At 45.1% G+C, this 18,577-nt stretch carries 21 protein-coding genes and 1 pseudogene; 13 read left to right on the forward strand and 9 right to left on the reverse strand.

What is annotated here, in order from left to right; genetic code table 11:
• Positions 1-84: 84 nt before the first annotated feature.
• From HQN88_RS10305 to HQN88_RS10320, 4 genes are all read left to right on the forward strand, one after another.
• Positions 85-270: a twin-arginine translocase TatA/TatE family subunit gene (locus tag HQN88_RS10305; RefSeq protein WP_173111564.1), complete on the forward strand. Its 186-nt coding sequence runs from the start codon at positions 85-87 to the stop codon at positions 268-270.
• A 144-nt stretch (positions 271-414) separates the two neighbouring features.
• Positions 415-1,266, forward strand: a complete 852-nt coding sequence (locus HQN88_RS10310) for an amidohydrolase family protein (RefSeq protein ID WP_173110742.1) — start codon at positions 415-417, stop codon at positions 1,264-1,266.
• Between the two features lie 23 nt (positions 1,267-1,289).
• A complete protein-coding gene (locus HQN88_RS10315) occupies positions 1,290-2,579 on the forward strand; it encodes an aspartate aminotransferase family protein (RefSeq protein WP_173110744.1) in 1,290 nt (429 codons plus the stop codon).
• Between the two features lie 24 nt (positions 2,580-2,603).
• Positions 2,604-3,506: a fumarylacetoacetate hydrolase family protein gene (locus HQN88_RS10320; protein ID WP_173110747.1), complete on the forward strand. Its 903-nt coding sequence runs from the start codon at positions 2,604-2,606 to the stop codon at positions 3,504-3,506.
• 86 nt (positions 3,507-3,592) lie between these two features.
• Here HQN88_RS10320 and HQN88_RS10325 read toward each other — a convergent pair whose 3' ends face one another.
• Positions 3,593-4,150, reverse strand: a complete 558-nt coding sequence (locus tag HQN88_RS10325; protein WP_173110749.1) for a DJ-1/PfpI family protein — start codon at positions 4,148-4,150, stop codon at positions 3,593-3,595.
• A 193-nt stretch (positions 4,151-4,343) separates the two neighbouring features.
• Between HQN88_RS10325 and thyA the strand changes: the two genes are divergently transcribed.
• The 4 genes from thyA (at position 4,344) to HQN88_RS10345 (ending at position 7,695) form a co-directional block, all read left to right on the forward strand.
• A complete protein-coding gene (thyA, locus tag HQN88_RS10330; protein WP_173110751.1) occupies positions 4,344-5,138 on the forward strand; it encodes a thymidylate synthase in 795 nt (264 codons plus the stop codon).
• Between the two features lie 33 nt (positions 5,139-5,171).
• Positions 5,172-5,651, forward strand: a complete 480-nt coding sequence (locus HQN88_RS10335) for a dihydrofolate reductase (protein WP_173110753.1) — start codon at positions 5,172-5,174, stop codon at positions 5,649-5,651.
• Between the two features lie 411 nt (positions 5,652-6,062).
• Positions 6,063-6,989, forward strand: coding sequence for an S-layer homology domain-containing protein (locus tag HQN88_RS10340; protein ID WP_173110755.1), 927 nt, complete (start codon positions 6,063-6,065; stop codon positions 6,987-6,989).
• 142 nt (positions 6,990-7,131) lie between these two features.
• Complete coding sequence (locus HQN88_RS10345; protein ID WP_173110757.1) at positions 7,132-7,695, forward strand: guanylate kinase; 564 nt, start codon at positions 7,132-7,134, stop codon at positions 7,693-7,695.
• Between the two features lie 23 nt (positions 7,696-7,718).
• Here HQN88_RS10345 and HQN88_RS38615 read toward each other — a convergent pair whose 3' ends face one another.
• The 4 genes from HQN88_RS38615 to HQN88_RS10365 form a co-directional block, all read right to left on the reverse strand.
• Entirely contained in the window at positions 7,719-8,129 is a 411-nt protein-coding gene (locus HQN88_RS38615; protein WP_173111567.1) for a transposase, read from the reverse strand.
• A gap of 56 nt (positions 8,130-8,185) precedes the next feature.
• Complete coding sequence (locus HQN88_RS10355; protein ID WP_173110759.1) at positions 8,186-8,815, reverse strand: YcnI family copper-binding membrane protein; 630 nt, start codon at positions 8,813-8,815, stop codon at positions 8,186-8,188.
• Between the two features lie 580 nt (positions 8,816-9,395).
• Complete coding sequence (locus tag HQN88_RS10360) at positions 9,396-10,058, reverse strand: response regulator (protein ID WP_246320157.1); 663 nt, start codon at positions 10,056-10,058, stop codon at positions 9,396-9,398.
• Positions 10,058-10,870 carry a sensor histidine kinase gene (locus HQN88_RS10365; protein ID WP_173110761.1) on the reverse strand — a complete coding sequence of 271 codons (813 nt, stop codon included), beginning with the start codon at positions 10,868-10,870 and terminating at the stop codon, positions 10,058-10,060. Before HQN88_RS10365 ends, HQN88_RS10360 begins: the two co-directional genes overlap by 1 nt.
• Before the next feature lie 205 nt (positions 10,871-11,075).
• On the opposite strand from HQN88_RS10365, the gene HQN88_RS10370 reads away from it, so the two are divergent.
• From HQN88_RS10370 to phnE (HQN88_RS38745), 4 genes and pseudogenes are all read left to right on the forward strand, one after another.
• Positions 11,076-12,107: a HoxN/HupN/NixA family nickel/cobalt transporter gene (locus HQN88_RS10370; RefSeq protein WP_173110763.1), complete on the forward strand. Its 1,032-nt coding sequence runs from the start codon at positions 11,076-11,078 to the stop codon at positions 12,105-12,107.
• A 164-nt stretch (positions 12,108-12,271) separates the two neighbouring features.
• The gene (gene phnC, locus HQN88_RS10375; RefSeq protein ID WP_173110765.1) at positions 12,272-13,045 is read left to right on the forward strand and encodes a phosphonate ABC transporter ATP-binding protein; all 774 of its coding nucleotides are present in this window, start codon (positions 12,272-12,274) and stop codon (positions 13,043-13,045) included.
• Positions 13,042-13,803, forward strand: a pseudogene (gene phnE, locus HQN88_RS38740) (phosphonate ABC transporter, permease protein PhnE); the annotation flags it as partial. The gene phnC and the pseudogene phnE (HQN88_RS38740), both read left to right, overlap by 4 nt.
• 9 nt (positions 13,804-13,812) lie before the next feature.
• On the forward strand, positions 13,813-14,616 hold the full coding sequence (gene phnE / locus HQN88_RS38745; protein WP_173111574.1) for a phosphonate ABC transporter, permease protein PhnE: 804 nt from the start codon (positions 13,813-13,815) through the stop codon (positions 14,614-14,616).
• Between the two features lie 74 nt (positions 14,617-14,690).
• Here the strand turns inward: phnE (HQN88_RS38745) and HQN88_RS10385 are convergent, their stop codons facing one another.
• Together HQN88_RS10385 and HQN88_RS10390 are read right to left on the reverse strand one after the other, a co-directional pair.
• Positions 14,691-14,942, reverse strand: a complete 252-nt coding sequence (locus HQN88_RS10385; RefSeq protein WP_173110766.1) for a hypothetical protein — start codon at positions 14,940-14,942, stop codon at positions 14,691-14,693.
• Between the two features lie 227 nt (positions 14,943-15,169).
• Entirely contained in the window at positions 15,170-16,153 is a 984-nt protein-coding gene (locus HQN88_RS10390; RefSeq protein WP_173110768.1) for a phosphate/phosphite/phosphonate ABC transporter substrate-binding protein, read from the reverse strand.
• Positions 16,154-16,293: 140 nt separating this feature from the next.
• Between HQN88_RS10390 and HQN88_RS10395 the strand changes: the two genes are divergently transcribed.
• Positions 16,294-17,898 carry a bifunctional metallophosphatase/5'-nucleotidase gene (locus tag HQN88_RS10395; protein WP_420794131.1) on the forward strand — a complete coding sequence of 535 codons (1,605 nt, stop codon included), beginning with the start codon at positions 16,294-16,296 and terminating at the stop codon, positions 17,896-17,898.
• Between the two features lie 83 nt (positions 17,899-17,981).
• Here HQN88_RS10395 and HQN88_RS10400 read toward each other — a convergent pair whose 3' ends face one another.
• Both HQN88_RS10400 and HQN88_RS10405 read right to left on the reverse strand, forming a co-directional pair.
• On the reverse strand, positions 17,982-18,227 hold the full coding sequence (locus HQN88_RS10400; RefSeq protein WP_173110772.1) for an HD family phosphohydrolase: 246 nt from the start codon (positions 18,225-18,227) through the stop codon (positions 17,982-17,984).
• Positions 18,224-18,544 carry a YbjQ family protein gene (locus HQN88_RS10405; protein ID WP_173110774.1) on the reverse strand — a complete coding sequence of 107 codons (321 nt, stop codon included), beginning with the start codon at positions 18,542-18,544 and terminating at the stop codon, positions 18,224-18,226. Before HQN88_RS10405 ends, HQN88_RS10400 begins: the two co-directional genes overlap by 4 nt.
• Between the last annotated feature and the right edge of the window lie 33 nt (positions 18,545-18,577).

Below are 18,577 nucleotides of genomic sequence, written 5' to 3' on the forward strand. Positions count from 1 at the left end.
GCTTCCAATCAAGATCGATGTAGGTCAAAAGTCGTCTAACCAGAAGGAGTGAGTTATGTGCCGCATTTTAGTGCTTCAACTATTATGTTACTAATTATAACTGCGCTGGTATTGTTCGGTCCCAAGAAGCTGCCTGAATTAGGTCGTGCGTTTGGTAAGACCTTGAGGGAGTTTAAGAAGGGAACGAAGGGCTTCATGGAGGAAGAGGACTCATCCCCTTCACTGCAGTCACGTAAAGATGCTCACATGGATGAGGCCAATAAACGATAAATGATTCTCTGTAACATATAGCAATGAAACAGATCGACTCGATAGGGCTATTGCCGGATGGAGTACGGTCTCTTTCCGATGCCATAAAAACGCCATTAAACGCTTTCTGAAAGACTACTTTTTAGCTAAAAGGCGGTGCAATAGATGATCTTTGATTGTCATACGCATTTATTTCTTCCCGGTCAAACCAACGGCCCCTTCCTAGCTGCGGTCAAGCGCAGTTGGGGAGAGGATATGGATATCATCGCTACGCCAGAGATGCATGAAGAAAATATACGTGCTTTTGATGGAGCTATCGTGCTTGCTTTTGACGCTCCTGCTACCGGCATCCAAGTACCCAATCAGGTTGTTGCTGAGTATGTAGCTAAGCATCGTGGACGATTATTCGGCTTTGCAAGCATCGATCCGAACAGGCCGTCTGCGGCTCGATTACTTGAGGAGGCTATCAAAGAATATGGCCTTAGCGGACTTAAGCTAGGTCCGATCTATCAGAATTTTTATCCTGGAGAACAACGTCATTTTGAGTTGTATGCCAAAGCAGATGAATTGGGATTGCCCATTATGTGGCATCAAGGCACTTCCTTCGTACCCGAAGGTTACCTGGATGCTTCCAGGCCAGCAGCATTAGATCCGATAGCCCGTGCATTTCCTTCTCTGAAAATGGTTATTGCGCATATGGGGCACCCTTGGGTGGATGAGTGTATTGCCGTTGTTCGCAAAAATGCCAATATGTATATGGATTTGTCGGCATTAGGTTCACGACCGTGGCAGTTCTATAACGCACTCGTTTCCGCCATGGAGTATGGGGTCACGCATAAGATTTTATTCGGCTCCGATTATCCTTTCTTCTCCACACAACAAACCATCGACTCTTTACGAAATATTAACCACTTGGTTGAAGGTACGAAGATGCCGCACATTCCGGAGAAGATTATCGAAGACATCATTCACCGCAACACGCCAGAGATACTTGGTCTGAACGCATCCCTTTACTAAATCATTTTCAGGAGGTATGAGATATGTCAAAGAATATTGAGCTGCATGAAGAATCGAAATTGTACTCGCCAGGCGGGGTACATACGTCCATTCGTAATGTGAATCCCATGAAGGTTTTTACGAAAGGTGAGGGCGCTTATATTTACGATGCGGATGGCAAGAAGTACATCGACTATCAAGGAGCATTCGGGCCGATCATCTTGGGTCATAGCCACCATTATGTCAACCGCAAAGTGATTGAGGCCATTGAGCGAACCGATTTGTATGGCGTCGGATGTACGGATCTGGAAGTGGAATTGTCGCGCAAAATTTGTACACACGTCCCATCTTCGGAGCAGGTGCTCTTTTGCAATTCAGGATCTGAAGCCACCTATCATGCGATTCGCCTAACCCGTGCGATTACAGGTCGCAACAAGCTGATTAAATTTCAAGGCTGCTATCACGGCTGGCACGATTATGTCGCTCGCAATATGCTTAGTTCTTGGGACATGATTGGCAAAAGGGATCCGGGATCTGCCGGCATGTTAGATGAAGCGATCGACAATACCTTGGTCTGTACCTTCAACGATCTCGATGATGTGGAGAGAACCTTCCGTGAAAATAAAGGGCAAATCGCATCGTTGATTGTCGAACCGATTCCCCATAATATAGGGTGCGTGATGCCGCAGCCTGGCTTCTTGGAAGGGCTTCGTGAGCTTTGCACGGCACATGGTGCACTGCTTATCTTTGATGAAGTGATTACAGGCTTCCGCCATGATATTGGCGGTTATCAGAAGGTTGCAGGCGTTACTCCCGATTTGACAACGATGGGGAAAGCGATGGCGAACGGCTATCCGATTGCAGCTGTAGCGGGTAAGCGTGAATATATGCAGCGTTTCAATACGTACCCAGGCGGAGATGTGTGGTTTGCAGGCACCTATAATGGTCATTCTGTAGGCACGGCTGCCTCGATAGCAACACTTGAACTGATGGAGAACGAACCGGTACATGAGCATATTTTCCGTTTGGGGGAGAAGATGCGTTCCGGCATTCGTGGCATTCATGAACGACTTGGTATCGAGGCGTATGTGGCAGGCTTCGGTTCCGTATGGACAACATACTTCATGAATAGCGAACCGAAGAACTACTCGGATTTGCAGCAAAATGATGCAGAGCTTTACGTAGCCTATCGTAAGAAGCTGATCGAGAATGGAATTTTCAAAATGCCAATGAATATTAAACGCAATCATATTAGTTACTCTCATACCGACGAGGACGTTGACACAACACTTACAATCATCGAGTCCGTCTTGAAGGAACTTGTAAATAAATAATCTAAAGATAGGAGGATACGGCACATGAAATTTGTTTCGTTTCTTCATAAAGACAACTACCGATTAGGTGTCAAAATAGAGCAAGGTGTGGTCGATGTTGTGGCGGCACTCTCCGCAGTAACGGATGAGAACGCGATTCCGACAACCATCCATGAGGTTATTGAAGGTGGTGCCGAGGTTTTAAATCATCTTCTTTCATTTATAGAACGAGTTCTTGTTGCGGATACTGATCAAACCGCTTATCTATTGGATGAATCTACATTAACCCTTGGACCATGCGTCACGCATCCGAATAAAATCATATGCGTGGGCCTTAATTATCGCAGACATGCGGAGGAAACGAATGCAGGGATCCCGCAATTTCCTATTTTGTTCAACAAGTTCAATAACGCATTAGCCGGTCATGGCGAAGAGATTTCGTTACCCAAGGTTTCAGTGAAAGTTGATTATGAAGCGGAATTAGCCATTGTTATTGGTAAAAAAGCGAAATACATTTCGAAGGAACAAGCGCTTTCTCATGTCTTCGGGTACTGTAATGCCAATGATTTATCAGCCCGCGATTTACAAGTGAGGACCCCCCAATGGTTGTTGGGAAAATCGTGTGATCAATTTGCCCCTATCGGTCCTTATGTTGTGACGGCAGATGAAGTAGGCAACCCGAATGATCTTGCGATTACAACGATTGTAAATGGAGAGGTAAGGCAGCATTCGAATACATCGGATATGATATTCCATTGCGATGAAATCGTCAGCTACATTTCACAGCATATGACCTTATTGCCGGGAGATATTATTTTGACAGGGACACCTGAGGGTGTTGTGTTAGGATATCCGCCAGATAAGCAGGTATATCTGCAAGATGGGGATACCGTGACGATTGAGATTGAGAAGCTCGGAGCGTTAACCAATCGGTTGATTGCGGAGTAAAAGAGGATTTGAAAATAACGGGACTGTCCCACAAGTAGAGTAGCTACTTATGAGACGGCCCCGTTTCTTTTTGTCATGTATGTAGATTAGGCCAGTAATTTCAAGAACTCACGCATAAAACCAGGTAAATCCGGCCATGCATGACCGCTGACGAGTTTCCCATCGACATGAAGCGTATTTGTTGTATAGGTTGCGCCAAGCGCTTCTACATCTAAGCGACATGCGTTATATGCCGTTAACGTGCGACCCTCAAAGAGGGATCTGTCTTTCAGCGCGGCGAATACTTGTGCACCATGACAGATGGCGCCAATAGGCTTATCCGCTTCAAGGAAATGACGAAGGATGCGTGGCACATCTTCACTCGAACGAATGTATTCTGGAGCTCTGCCGCCAGGAATGATAAGCCCATCGAACTGGCTGGGATCGACATCGGCGAAAGCGACGTGGGAGGGGAGAAGATGTCCTGGTTTTTCGGTGTACGTTTCCCAATCTTCTACGAAATCGTGAACGACGGTACGAAGCACTTTCTTCACGGGAGATGCGATCACAGCCTCATATCCCTCCTCTAATACACGGTAATAGGGATAGTATACTTCCAATACTTCTACAGCATCACCAGTTAGAAATAAGATCCTTTTGGACATAAAATCACTCCTTGGCAATAGTTGGTAATCCATATTTAATTATGAACAAACCTGGTTTTCTTGTATACGGGTGGAATTTGAGAAAAATTGTCGAATGGGATATTCAATAATGATGTTCATTGCCCAGGATAATGTTTATAATAGATAAATAAATTATGATGAGAAGCTAATCTATGAGGTGAATAGTTGAATTATGAAAGCTTATTTAGAACTGCTTAAGGATGTCTTAGATCAAGGTGCTGAAAAGGGAGATCGCACAGGAACAGGAACGATTTCTGTTTTTGGGCGTCAGATGCGTATCAACTTGAGCGAAGGGTTCCCTCTTTTAACAACGAAGAAGCTGCACATCAAATCCATTGTTCATGAACTGCTGTGGTTCATAAGCGGCAGCACGAATGTCCAATATTTGCGCGAAAATGGTGTTTCGATCTGGGATGAGTGGGCGGATGAAGATGGAAATCTTGGCCGCGTATACGGTGCACAGTGGCGTACATGGCTAGCGCCAAATGGGCAAATTATCGATCAAATTGAGAAGCTGATTCACCAAATCAAGACGAATCCGGATTCGCGCAGACACTTGGTTAGCGCTTGGAACCCTGCGGAAGTGGATCACATGGCGTTACCGCCTTGCCACTATGCGTTTCAATTTTATGTAGCGAACGGTCGTTTATCGTGCATGTTCCAAATGAGGTCCGTCGACACGTTCTTAGGCCTGCCTTTTAACCTGGCGTCGTATGCGCTGTTAACCCATATGATTGCTCAGCAATGTGATCTCGAAGTAGGGGATCTGATCTGGAACGGCGGGGATGTACACATCTATCAGAATCATGTTGAACAAGTGAATAAACAACTAACGAGAGAGCCGCAAGAGCTGCCAACGCTTCATATCAAAAGAAAGCCAGCTTCCATCTTCGAATACCAATTCGATGATTTTGAATTTCTGAACTACACACCGCTGCCGGGCATCAAGGCGCCGATTGCGATCTAAGGAAGTAGTTGTAAGGAAAGGAGTGTTCGCTGTATGAGTATTTCATTTATTTTTGCTATGGATCGTAACCGAGCCATTGGCGTCAATAATAAGCTGCCTTGGCATCTGCCAGGCGATCTGAAATTTTTCAAAAACGTGACGATGGGGCATCCTATCCTGATGGGGCGCAAAACATACGAGTCCATCGGCAAGCCGCTTCCCGGAAGACGGAACGTCATTCTCACGCAAAATACGGCCTATCAAGCCGAGGGCTGCGAAGTTATTCACGCGGTAGACGAAGCGATTGATGCATTTCGTGACCAGGAGCTGTTTGTCATCGGCGGAGCAGAGATTTTCAAACTATTTGCCTCCCAGGTGAATCGGATGTACATCACTTACATCGAGGATGAGTTCGAAGCGGACACGTATATGTCGGACCTCAATTTGTCCACTTGGACGCTAGTATCGTCTGAGCAAGGTGAGCGTAATGAGAAGAATCCGTATGAGTATTATTTCCGGATTTACGAGAGATGACTTCTGGGGACTAGTCCCTAGGGGCAGTTGGACGAAGAGCTGAATGCGCTGTTAGATGGAAAAAGTACAGTTATTTTCAGCTGTTTCCTCGATTGGAGCCTACTAACTGGAAAACATACAGCTAATTCTAGGGAAATCAGCCTTTGAGGCGGATTTGATCGGAATTAACATCATATTTTCCATCTGTTTGGAATAATTTGTGTGAATGAGCTAGATTAGATGTACTTTTTACAGCTAAATTTGATAAGGTGCTGCGGCGCACGCGCAGTAGGAGCCGTGTGCATCATGTGCCGCCCCCAATCAAAGGGGCTGTCCAATAAGTCCCCAAAACAAAAAGGATGGGCGAGAAACCGTAAGGTTTTCCGTCCATCCTTTTTGTGTACCTGCTTTTGCAGGAGTGCAACGAGGCGGATGCCTTATTTCAGATACGAAAGACGAAGTATCCGAACTTTACAAGGTAATAAAGAAGCAACGGTGGTCGGTCGTCCGATGACCATTGAAACTAACATGCAGAACCGCCATGTCAAATTAATTATGCCTTTGAAAGACGTAGTTTTAACTCCGAATGAAATGAAAGATTTAGGCATCTATATCGAGCATAGCGACGGAACGAAAGAGTTGCTTCAAGGTGTTCTTGTACCTTATAACAATAAAGGTGAAATGGGACTTGAATTTACGGTTAACAAATTCAGTACATTTACACTCGTTCACATCGAGGGATTGGGCGAATTGAAACAGCATACAGCGTATATGAATGGTTATGAAGACAATACATTCAAGTCGGAGAATATGATCACTCGTGCTGAAATAGCAGCAATATTATCAAGAGTTATAACAAGAGCTACCGCAAAAGCGGACATTGGGTACAGTGATGTTGCATCCGCGCATTGGGCAAAGGACGCGATTTCGAATGTAACGAAAATGGGCTTGATGCAAGGTTATTCAGACGGTTCGTTTGCTCCGGAGAAATCCATTTCACGTGCTGAAATGGCAAGTCTTGCTTCCGCTTTACTAGGAGACACGCAACAATTAGGCACTGGCTTTACAGATATTACGAGCCACTGGGCTCAAGCCTATATCATAAAATCACAAGGCACGGGAATCATTAGTGGGTATGCTGATGGCACATTTAAACCAGAAAATTCACTGACACGCGCCGAAGCAGTTACTATCCTTAACAAGGTGCTAGGTAGAAGCACGCTTAATGGAGTTGCACAATCTTCGTGGAAAGACGTGTCGAATACACACTGGGCCCTTCGTGATATCGAAGAAGCTTCCGTAGACCACACTTTTAAGAAAACGACTGATGGTGGAGAACAATGGGTTCAAAAACCTTAACGAACTGAATGATTAGTCAACTTTTTCGGCATGAGTCTGGTAATCTACCAGGCCATGCCTTTTCATTAACTTTAATGGCGTTTTCCTCACATTTCCACTATTTTTAGTCGATATATATAATAGGACAAAGGAGGCGATGAACATGACAAAACCGGATATTTTCGTATTTACAGGGACGGCTGGTTCTGGCAGGAAAACGATGGCTCATCGATTAGGCATTGAGATCAATCTAATGCACGTTGTGTCTTGTACAACTCGTCTGCCTCGTGGTAAAGAAAGGCTAGATTTGGACTATCACTATATATCCAGAGATGAATTTGAAGAAATGCAGCGCAATGGCCACTTTGTTCAGTCCGTGGAAATTGACAACGAAAAGTATGGGATACGTACTCGGGACTTAGAGAATGCTTTACTAAGCGACAAGGCTGTATATTTGATTTTGAACCGTGAAGGTGCTTCGGTCATTAAACAATTATACGGAGATCGGGTTATCCGTCTATTCCTTTATGTAGATAAACCAACTGTCAGGGAACGGCTTGAAAGTAAGGGCACCGAACCAGAACTGATTGATCATATTTTGAATCATTACACTGAAGAAGTAGGTTACCGTAAATTGTGTGAGCACATCTTTCAGAATCTGGACATTGCCGAGACACGTAATCAAATTAAAGAAGTTATCCGTACGTATCGACCTGAAATATGCTAAGATGCAACGTTTCAACCCTTAATCTATCTTACATTCTTTGTACTCCCTCCAATACTGCACCAGCAATAACATTTCAAATAAACAAAGGGACTGTCCAATAAGTCCCCAAAATAAAAAGGATGGGCGAAAAACCGTAAGGTTTTCCGTCCATCCTTTTTGTGTACCTGCTTTTGCAGCAATGCAGCGAGGCGTAAGCCTGCTACTTTTAATAGGTTGTGGGCCAAAGCCACAATCCCAAACTCCATATGAATCTTGCCCAGCCCTCGCAAGGAAAAGTGACGGAAAGAACGATTGCCCTTGATGTGACCGAACACGCTCTCGACTTCGATTTTGCGCCGAGCATAGATCGCGGATTTCTCGTCATCCTCAAGGGTTTTTTTGGCCTTGCTTTTAGTTCTTCCCAGATTCGATTCAACAAAAAACGGGGCCTCCAGTAGTCAGTTTTCACTGACTTTCTGGACAGCCCCCTTTGAAACCATGGAAATTGTTCTTATTTACGTTTTCTAACTAACGATACGATCAACGCTAACGCACCAAGCACTACAGCAGCAATGGAAAGGTACAGCGATGTGTTCGACTCGGCATTATCCCCAGCAGCAGCTGCGCCAGCCGTTACATTTCCGTGACTATCCGTTGTCGCACCAGCGGCAGCTTTCGCTTTAACGGTAGTGACAGAAGCGGGTTTGTCGGAGCCATTCGCCCCAACCCATTCCACGACAGAGCCGTCCTTGTAAGTTTGGTAGGCTTTCCAGATGATTTGAGTAGCGGCATCAGCCACTTTACCTTGCATGCTGAAATCACCGAACTCAGTTGCTCCTAGACCATCGCCCGTTGCAGTCCAAGTAACGCCAGTGATTTTGCCAGCAGCATCCTTGGCAATGTCATATTTCCAACCTGCTTTAGGTTCAAAACGAGAAACAGCTACGGAATCAAGCGGGAATTTGACTTCTACTTTAACTGTCGCACTCTCCTTCTCAGAAGGTACACGTACGGTGAAAACTTCATAGCTGCCTTGCGTAGCTTCTTTCGGATATACAACGACATGAGCACTGGCGATCCCCACGAGAAGCATGGACGCGATCATCATCGAGCTTGCGGTTAACATGAACTTTTTAAACATGGAATATATTTCCCCTCTCAATATCAACTCTTACCATGTTGTCCATCTTACCTGATCGACAAGCATAAGAGTATGACTCGACTGGGCTATTTTTTCGACTAGTTTTGTCTAAATCGTAGCATTTAGGTGTTTCATGTCATAAGCGTGTGTATTGTTGGTGAATGGCGTGCTGTTGCGGGGCATGCTGGTTGCAGGTAGAAAAAGGAGTAGGAGTAGTGTGGCCAGTTGAGTAGCTGGATTTCCAAATAAATGTAAAAGGTACAGTTAATTCAGTCTATTCTCACGATATTGAGTAAATAGGTGGAAAAAATCCATCTAATTTTGAGAGGAAAAGGTAGTTTGGTGAATATTGAAAGAAATTAACTGTAGAAAATCCATCTATTGCTCACAAATAGAGAGAATCAACAAAAATAACAACATAAAATCCATTAAATTTGTTTGTGGCGAAGGAGGAAGGTTTGGCGGTAGGAGTAGAAGTAGAAGTAAAGCTGTGTAGAGCGCTAGCCCTCACGGATGGCGATTGGAAACAGCAGTAAAAAACCAGTTAGCATCCGCAAAATCGAATGTTAACTGGTTGATTTCATTTTCGTGTCAGCCCATGCTTAATGGCGAAAGCTGTGAGCTGTACGCGATTCTCTAAGGATAGCTTTACGAGTATATTTTTCATGTGATTTTTCACGGTATGCTCGGAGATGAGCAGTTTCTCGGCAATGACCCGATTATTATCCCCTTGTGCGACATAAGCCGTGATTTCTTGCTCACGCGATGTTAGCATGTGAGGGCTTGGGCCTTCCGTGTGTGCGCCAACCGGTGAACGGAAACGTCCGAATAGCTTGTCCGCCATGCCGCGCGCCACCTCTGAATTATCGTCAAGCAGGGCACGCAGATAGCTGAGCCATTCATCGGGATCCATGTTTTTGAGCAAATACCCTTGTGCGCCGAATTGCAAAGCTGTGAAAAGATCAGCAACATCATCTGAAACGGTGAGCATAACGATGCGTATCCCGCCATAGGCTTGTTTAATGTGCCGTGTAGCCTGTAATCCGTCCATAGGGGACATATGAATGTCCATTAATACAACATCTGGAGCAAGCTCACCGCAAAGTCGGATGGCATCTTCTCCTGTACTGGCTTCTCCAACGATGAAGAAATCTGTACAGGGTTCCAGCATGCTTCGTATCGCTTTGCGTGCTAAGGGATGATCATCAACAATAAGAACGCGAAAGGGCATTTGTTCCGTCATCAGCTGTTCACCGTTCTTTCGGCTTGCACGATCAGTTCCGTGCCAGCGTCTTTCTCACTCCGTATCTCAAGCGTAGCCCCGAGCTCGGAAGCTCGTTTTTGCATGAGATCAATGCCGTAAGTCGTGCTCTTAGCATTAGCTTTCGGATCGGGCTGTAGTCCGCATCCATTATCCGTGATGTGCATTCTCCAGTGATTGTTATCAGCTTCTAAATGGAAAGTAGCATCGGTTGCCATCGAATGCTTGCGGATGTTGGTGAAAGCCTCCTGCATAATGCCGAAAAGAAGGATTTCCTCATTCGGTGAGAAGCTGTTTTCAGTGATTTTCACGGTCTCGTGGAGTTCAATGCCAGTAACTAACCGCCAATTGTCTAGGTAGGTATGAATGCGTTGCCCAAAGGAAGTACCTTCCTCTGGCGGTGTTCTAAGATTGAAAATCGCCTGACGAAGTGAATTGTCGATCTCGGAAACAGCGGCTTTCGCTTCCTCGATGTCGCCTTGACGCAGCTTCACGTTCAAGAAGAAGAGGGTCTGCGCCAAATCGTCATGCAGCTCCCGAGCCAGACGTTCACGCTCTTCGAAGACCGCTCTACGGGCTTCACTGAGCAGGATTTTCTCGTTGCTGCGTTCCATGCTGGTAAACATCCAGGAAGCGAAAAGATACGATAGGAGCAACGTAATGACTGTAATCGTGAAATTGCCGGCTTCCATCGTCAAATAACGCAATAGGAATTCATGACGAATATATTCAAAGCCGCCAATAATAAAGACGGGGACTAGCACTGTAAAAAGCTTGTATTTACGCATAGACATGCAGAGGATCAGCTCCTTTTTAAAATAAAAGTATGAATATGTTCCCTGAGATAAAATAGCCGTAGGATTGGAACGGTTTCTATTATATCAGATCTGATTTAGATTTCTTCACAAAAAATAGATGCAGTACTTCTCAATTCCCGCACGCTTGTGCTACATTATTAGTAAATCGTAACACGGATGGGAAAGGTGTGGTTGAATTACTATGTGGAAATCTTTACTGCAGGAGAGGAAAAGCTGGGCTGGATACGTTGGCTTTATTATCCTCCTTCATGTAGTGGGGCTGATCGGTTTATACACCGTTGCCCAATCATCTCCTGCGTTCTGGGGGATTGGACTACTGGCTTACACGTTAGGAATGCGACATGCGTTCGATGTTGACCATATTGCGGCCATCGACAATACGGTGCGAAAGCTAGTACAACAGAAGAAAAATCCACTTGGCGTCGGTTTTTACTTTTCATTAGGGCATTCATCCGTCGTGTTTGTCATGGCGATTGTAACGGCCTTTTCCGTGCAATGGGCAGCTCGTGAGCTCCCGTGGATGCAGCGTTTTGGCGGCGTGATCGGCGCTTCTGTCTCTGGACTATTTCTCGTCATCATAGGTGTCATCAATCTGTTAATCCTTATTAGTCTTTATAAAATGTTTCTGAAGTTTCGCGGCGGCAAATACGATGACAACGAGTTTGAAGAGCTGTTAGAATCACGTGGGTTCATTGCGCGACTCATTAAACCGCTATTTTCGTTCATCACCAAAAGCTGGCATGTGTATCCGTTGGGCTTCCTTTTCGGTTTAGGATTTGATACGGCAAGTGAAATCGCCTTACTGGCTATATCCGCGCACGCTGCAAAGGATGCTATTCCGTTCATCGGTGTCATTTCGCTGCCGCTCTTGTTCGCAGCTGGGATGAGCCTATTCGATACGGCAGACGGTATGTTTATGACCAAAGCGTACAAATGGGCTTTTCATACGCCAGTGCGGAAGCTTTATTACAATTTGACTGTTACCGCACTTGCGGTTGTAGCCGCGTTAATTATTGGCGTGATCGAGCTCGGACAGGTGCTTTCCGAAGAATTTAGCATGGAAGGTATGTTCTGGACGTGGCTGCAAGAGATTGATTTCGGTACGTTAGGCTTTATTCTGGTTGGGATGTTCGTCATCGCGTGGATCGTTTCGATTGCCGTATGGAGAGGCATGAAGATTGAGGAGCGCTGGGGTGCAAAGTACAATCCATAGTAAAAGGGCCTCTGTGTTAGCCAAAGAGGCCCTTTTTTTGTGATGGTGAACAATGGAATATGAATTTTTTCTAAAGGTAATGATAGAAAAAAGGATTTTTCAATTATTCGTTGAAAGTAGTCTGTCTAGCACTTGAAATTGTGTAAAAGAAAGTAGGACGAATCATGATTGAGTTTAAACATCTTTCAAAAGTATATCCAAATGGTACTGTTGGCCTAAATGACATTAACCTTACCATACACCCAGGGGAGTTCGTTGTAATTGTAGGTTTATCAGGCGCTGGTAAATCCACGCTGCTTCGTTCGATTAATCGTCTGCATGAGACGACAAGCGGTGAGATTCTCATCGATGGGAAATCGATTACCAAAGCGAATGGCGCGCAGCTGCGTCGGATGCGTAGAGATATCGGGATGATTTTCCAAACCTTTAATCTAGTCAAAAGATCCACAGTCATTCGTAACGTTTTGTCCGGTCGCGTGGGCTACCATTCCACTCTTCGTACGATGTTTGGATTGTTCCCCAAAGCGGACCTTGAGCTTTCTCTCAAAGCACTGGAACGCGTTAATATTCGGGAAAAAGCTTATTCGCGCGCCGATGAATTGTCCGGCGGTCAACAGCAGCGTGTTTCCATTGCTAGAGCGCTCGCTCAGGAAGCGAAGATCATCTTGGCGGACGAGCCCGTTGCGTCACTAGATCCGCTCACGACACGTCAGGTTATGGATGACTTGAAAAGGATCAACAAGGACCTCGGCATTACAACCGTCGTCAACCTTCACTTTATCGATTTGGCTCGCGAGTACGCGACACGCATTATCGGACTTCGTGCAGGGAAGGTCGTGTACGATGGACCTGTAGCTGATGCGACGGATGATGTGTTCTCCGAGATCTACGGCCGCGCCATCAAGAAAGATGAGCTGCTGGGGGTGCAGGAGGAATGAGTGTAGCAACCGTCAAAAAGCCTCCGCGCACTAAGTTTTATATGATTATCGCGATCATGGTGCTATTCCTGATCGGCAGTATCTATCAGACAGATGCAACGCTAACAAGATTAGCTACAGGTACACCGGAGATTTTGAAATTCATCGCAGAAATGTTCCCGCCAGACTGGCTATTCTTCGCTGATATTTGGAAGCCGATGGCACAAACGATACAAATGTCCATCCTGGGCACGATTGTTGGAGCGCTATTCGCATTCCCAATGGCGTTGTTAGCTGCTCGTAACGTAACATCGTCGCCATGGTTGTCCTATCCTGCACGATTTATTATGAATTTCGTTCGTACCATTCCTGATTTGCTCTATGCAGCCTTATTTGCCGTATTAGTAGGCTTCGGGCCAACAGCAGGTACGTTAGCGCTAATCTTCTTTACCTTTGGTATTATTTCCAAGCTTTCTTATGAGTCAACGGAAGCCATCGACCCGGGTCCGCTTGAAGCGATGACAGCAGTTGGAGCTAATAAATTGAAGTTGATCCGCTTCGGGGTTCTGCCACAAGTTGCTCCTACCTACTTGGCGCATTTCCTGTACACGTTTGAAGTGAGCATTCGTGCATCTGCGATCCTCGGTCTTGTTGGCGCAGGAGGGATCGGTTTATTACTCAAAAACACACTTGATCTGTTCCGTTATGATCAGTCTTGTGCCATTGTTATTTATACATTGCTGATCGTCGTCATCATTGATTTGGTGAGCACACGATTCCGTACGTATCTGTTAAAAGGCAGTGCTAAACCATTATCGGAGACACGAGCTAATACGTATAAAATTATTGGCATAGTGGCGGTGATCGGACTTCTTATTTGGGCGCTAACGGGCTTGGAGTTAACAGGCTTCCAACCAACCACTTGGGTTCTTACAAAAGCGATGATCAGTGGGTTGTTCCACCCAGACTGGGCTTATGTCTACATCCCAGAAGGCGAAGATTTACTTCGTTCCTTGCTTGAAACGTTATCGATTTCCTATTTGGGTAACTTCGTATCGGCGATTGTTTGTCTTCCTTTTGCTTTCTGGGCCGCGGCGAACATGAGCAAATACCGTGCTGTTTCTGGTACAGGGAAACTATTCCTAAGCATCGTTCGTACAATTCCGGAAATCATTATGGCTTTGATCTTTATTAAAGCAGTTGGACCAAACGCCTACGCGGGCGTAATGGCTCTTGGCTTGCATTCTGTCGGGATGTTGGGCAAACTGTATGCCGAGGCCATTGAGAACATGGATATGGGGCCTACAGAGGCCATGACGGCTGTTGGAGCGAATTTCTGGCAGCGGATGTCATTCGCCGTCATTCCACAGGTCATACCGGATTTCATTTCGTATACCCTTTACCGTTTTGAAATTAATGTTCGTTCGGCGACCTTACTTGGCGTCATTGGTGCTGGAGGTATCGGAACACCGCTGATCTTCGCATTGAATGCAAGGCAGTGGCCGCGTGTAGGTATTATCTTGATTGGGATTATCGTCACTGTATCGATCATTGACTATATCTCGGGAACACTGCGAAAACGAATCGTATAAATGTTCGAACAAAAAAGGCAGTTCCTGAAGGTTATAACCTTCAAGGACTGCCTTTTTACTTCAAGAGCCATTTTTTACTTACTGCTGACCCCACCTTGCGCAACCAAGTGGAGGATACGAGGCTCACGTAGCCGATGTGAGGCTTGCGTGAGGGGTTCATCCGGCCCTATAATTTCAATTTGATCAATTAAGGTGATGGGGATCATAATGTTGTTTATTTTTAAAAGCTGGAATTCTGGGTAATACTGCGCAATAACGCCTCGAACTTCATCGGTGCCGCACCGAATAATAACTTCCGTTTTACGCATGATCAGCATTTCGTACATCCCTTTTTTCACCCCACAATGAGTTATGACACGACCGACTTAGTAAACGTTTGATAGATGAAAGTAAACGATGAGCTTGGACGGGCGTGCCACATTCATAATATGCAAGGAAAGTCTGGTATAGAATGTAAATTTTAGAAGCGAAAAACCACCGCGTCATGGATGTTAGACACATGCTGCGGTGGTTTGTTGTGTAGTGTGTAATTTGATTTTAAAGCATTTTGAAATTATTTCAAGCCCATTGCTTTGTTAGCTTCACGAACGATGTTGAATTTATCATCAGTCGTAGCAACATAACCTTGGTGCGTGTATACATCGATGATCACTTTTTTACCTTCTGGATCGTTACCGATCGCGATGAAAGCATCTTGAATTTTTTTCTTCCAAGCTGCATCCATATCGGAACGAACAGCGATTGTATCATTTGGAATTTTATCGGAGAAAGCAAGAACTTTCGTTTGTTTGAAAATATCTGGGTAATCTTTAATCATGTTAGTACGGATATCTTGGAACACGCCTACTGCATCAACTTGGCCGTTAAGAAGTGCGATAATCGCTTTATCGTGTCCTTGGAATTGAACGCCTGTTACATCTTTAACCGGATCTACACCAGCGGTTTTCAAAACAAGACCAGGGTAAATGTAACCAGCTGCGGAAGTAACACCTTGCCAGCCCATTTTCTTGCCTTTCAAATCAGCTACGGATTTAATTGGGGAATCGGCTTTGACAACAATCATCGATTTGTAGAAATCTACAAGATCTTTCGTTGGTTGACCCGTTGTATCATCAACACCAAAGCGTTGTGCTTGTACAAGAAGATCAGCAGCTTTACGGTTATCGTGAGCAACAACATAGTTACTTGGCGGCAAGAAACCAACATCTACTTGTTTGGAGGACATAGCTTCGATAACAACGTTGTAATCTGTGGAAACGGAAACTTTAACTGGGATTCCTAATTTATCTCCAAGCAATTTTTCAAGCGGCTTAGCTTTTGCTTCAAGTGTCTCTGCATTTTGGGAAGGTACGAATTGTACTTTCAATTCTTTCGGTACGAACCCTGCAGCTGCTGGAGTAGCTGTTGCTGCCGTTGTTGCTGCAGCAGTTGCTTTAGCAGTTGATGAAGCATCTGGAGTCTCGTCTTTTTTCGCGCAGCCTACAAGAGCACCTGCAGCTACAATCATGGACAAACTAAGTACGACTAATTTTTTCATGTTTTTTTGACCTCCGTTTAAATATTTACTTTTTATCTATGTTGTACTATAACATTATCATAAGAGATATGGAAGATAGTGTGAAGTATTTGTTAAACTGACAAATGATATGTAAAACTTTACAATAATTATGAACTGGAGTGAATCGCTTGACGCAGATTGGACAAGCACGAACAAGCCATATTACGATTTTAGAAACGAGCGACCTCCATGGGAATATGTTTCCCATTCATTATGCAAATAATCATCCCAATGATGTGGGATTGTCGAAAATTGCGACCCTAATCGCACAGGAACGCGCCAGGGAAGCACATGTCATCGTGTTGGATAATGGAGACCTAATTCAAGGTACGCCACTCGCCTATCACCATGCACGTTTGGATAATGAACCGATGAATCCCATGGTGTTAGGTCTGAACTATTTGAAATATGATGGAGCAGTACTTGGGAATCATGAATTCAATTATGGTACGAACGTGCTTCAGAAAGCAGTGCGGGAATCTAATTTCCCTTGGTTGTGTGCCAATATTGTGAATGAGGAAACGGGCGAGCCTTTCTTTGGTAAACCGTATCTTGTTAAGCAATTTGAGGATGGTGTGCGTGTAGGGATTCTTGGCTTAACAACTCCCTATATTCCGAACTGGGAAGACCCGAAGCATATTGTCGGGTTGCGCTTTGAAGATCCGATTGCTGCAGCTCGCACATGGATACAATTCCTCAAAGAGCAGGAACAGGTAGATGTCGTTGTTGTTTCCTACCACGGCGGTTTTGAAAGAGATATCGCAACTGGTGAGCCTACGGAACCGCTGACAGGCGAGAATCAAGGGTATCAACTGTGCATGGAAGTAGAAGGGATAGACGTTCTGCTCACAGGTCATCAGCATAGAAGCATTGCTGGGGTCCAAATTAACGGTGTAACCATCGTTCAACCTGGAACAGCGGGTGTAACACTTGGGAAGGTGAATATCGTGCTAGAACAGGTAGAAGGGAAATGGCGCATTTCTTCTAAACAATCGGAGCTTCTATCTGTTGCGAATGTGGAGCCAGACGCGGTGCTGCTCGAGCAGATCAGTTCTTACGAGGCGAAGACACAGCTATGGTTGGATCAACCCATCGGGAAGCTTACAGGGGACATGCTCGTGAAAGATCCTATGAAGATTCGTACAGAGGACAATGCGCTGATTGAGTTTATTAATAAGGTCCAAATGGAACTGTCAGGTGCCCCGATTTCAAACACGGCATTATTCGATAACGTTTCACCTGGATTCCCGTCGGATATTACCATGCGGGATATCGTTTCCAACTACATTTACCCGAACACGCTGAAGGTCATTCGAATCTCTGGTCAAGATATTAAGGATGCTTTGGAGCAGTCTGCGGAGTATTTTGAAATAGCGGAAAATGGGGAGCTGCAAGTAAGTAAGTCTTTCATGGAACCGAAGCCTGCCCATTACAACTACGATATGTGGGAGGGCATTTCTTATACGATTAATGCTTCTCGTCCAGTCGGAGACCGAGTTGTTCAGCTGGATTATGAAGGGGAACCGATCGGGCTCGACGCCTCATTCGACGTGGTCATGAACAATTACCGCGCCGCTGGCGGGGGCAACTATGCCATGTTTCAGAATAAGCCAGTTGTGAAAGACATTCCAACGGATGTAGCAGAGCTTCTGGCAGGTTACATTATGGAACGAGGTACCATCGAGGCGAGTGTAAACCATAACTGGAAAGTGATTTGGAAATAGTTCGTGCTGCATATCAAAAGCCTGACAAGAGCGTGAGAATCGTAAGATCCTCGGCTTTTGCCAGGCTTTTCGTTTCTGAGAAGTTACTTTTCACGAATATAAGCACGATCTCCCGTTCGAGGATTGTAGTAAACCCGATAGGTGAATCCGTCTTTTGGATCTATGAAAACCTCAGGTGTAGAAAGAAAGCCGTTTGGAGGCGATTGTGGTGTCGCGGCACCGTTTGTTTTGTAGCGTTTGTCGTAAACGAGATAACCTAGAAGAAGTAGAATAAGGAAGCCAACAATCCATAAGCCGTATATGAGCAAAATAGTGATATTTCCGCTCATAGCCTTCGCGTCCGAACGGCAGTGCCATACGCGACGATTTCGCTCATATTTTGACCAATATCCCCGCTGTCGAAACGCATCATGACAATTGCATCACCGCCCATGGCTGTTGCATTCTTGACCAGTCTATCCATGGCTTGCCTGCGGCCGTCTTCCACCATTTGCGTATACTGTGTGACTTCTCCTCCGATTAATCCTTTCAAAGAGGCCATAATATCTCCGCCAATGCCTCTAGCCCTTACTACGACACCAAAGGTACTGCCCAGAACTTCTGTAACCTCATAACCGGGAATGTTTTCTGTTGTAACTACAAGCATATCGAATCGCTCCTTTAGCGTTGAAATAGATGC

Source organism: Paenibacillus qinlingensis (assembly GCF_013204845.1).
Classification (GTDB): domain Bacteria; phylum Bacillota; class Bacilli; order Paenibacillales; family NBRC-103111; genus Paenibacillus_E; species Paenibacillus_E qinlingensis.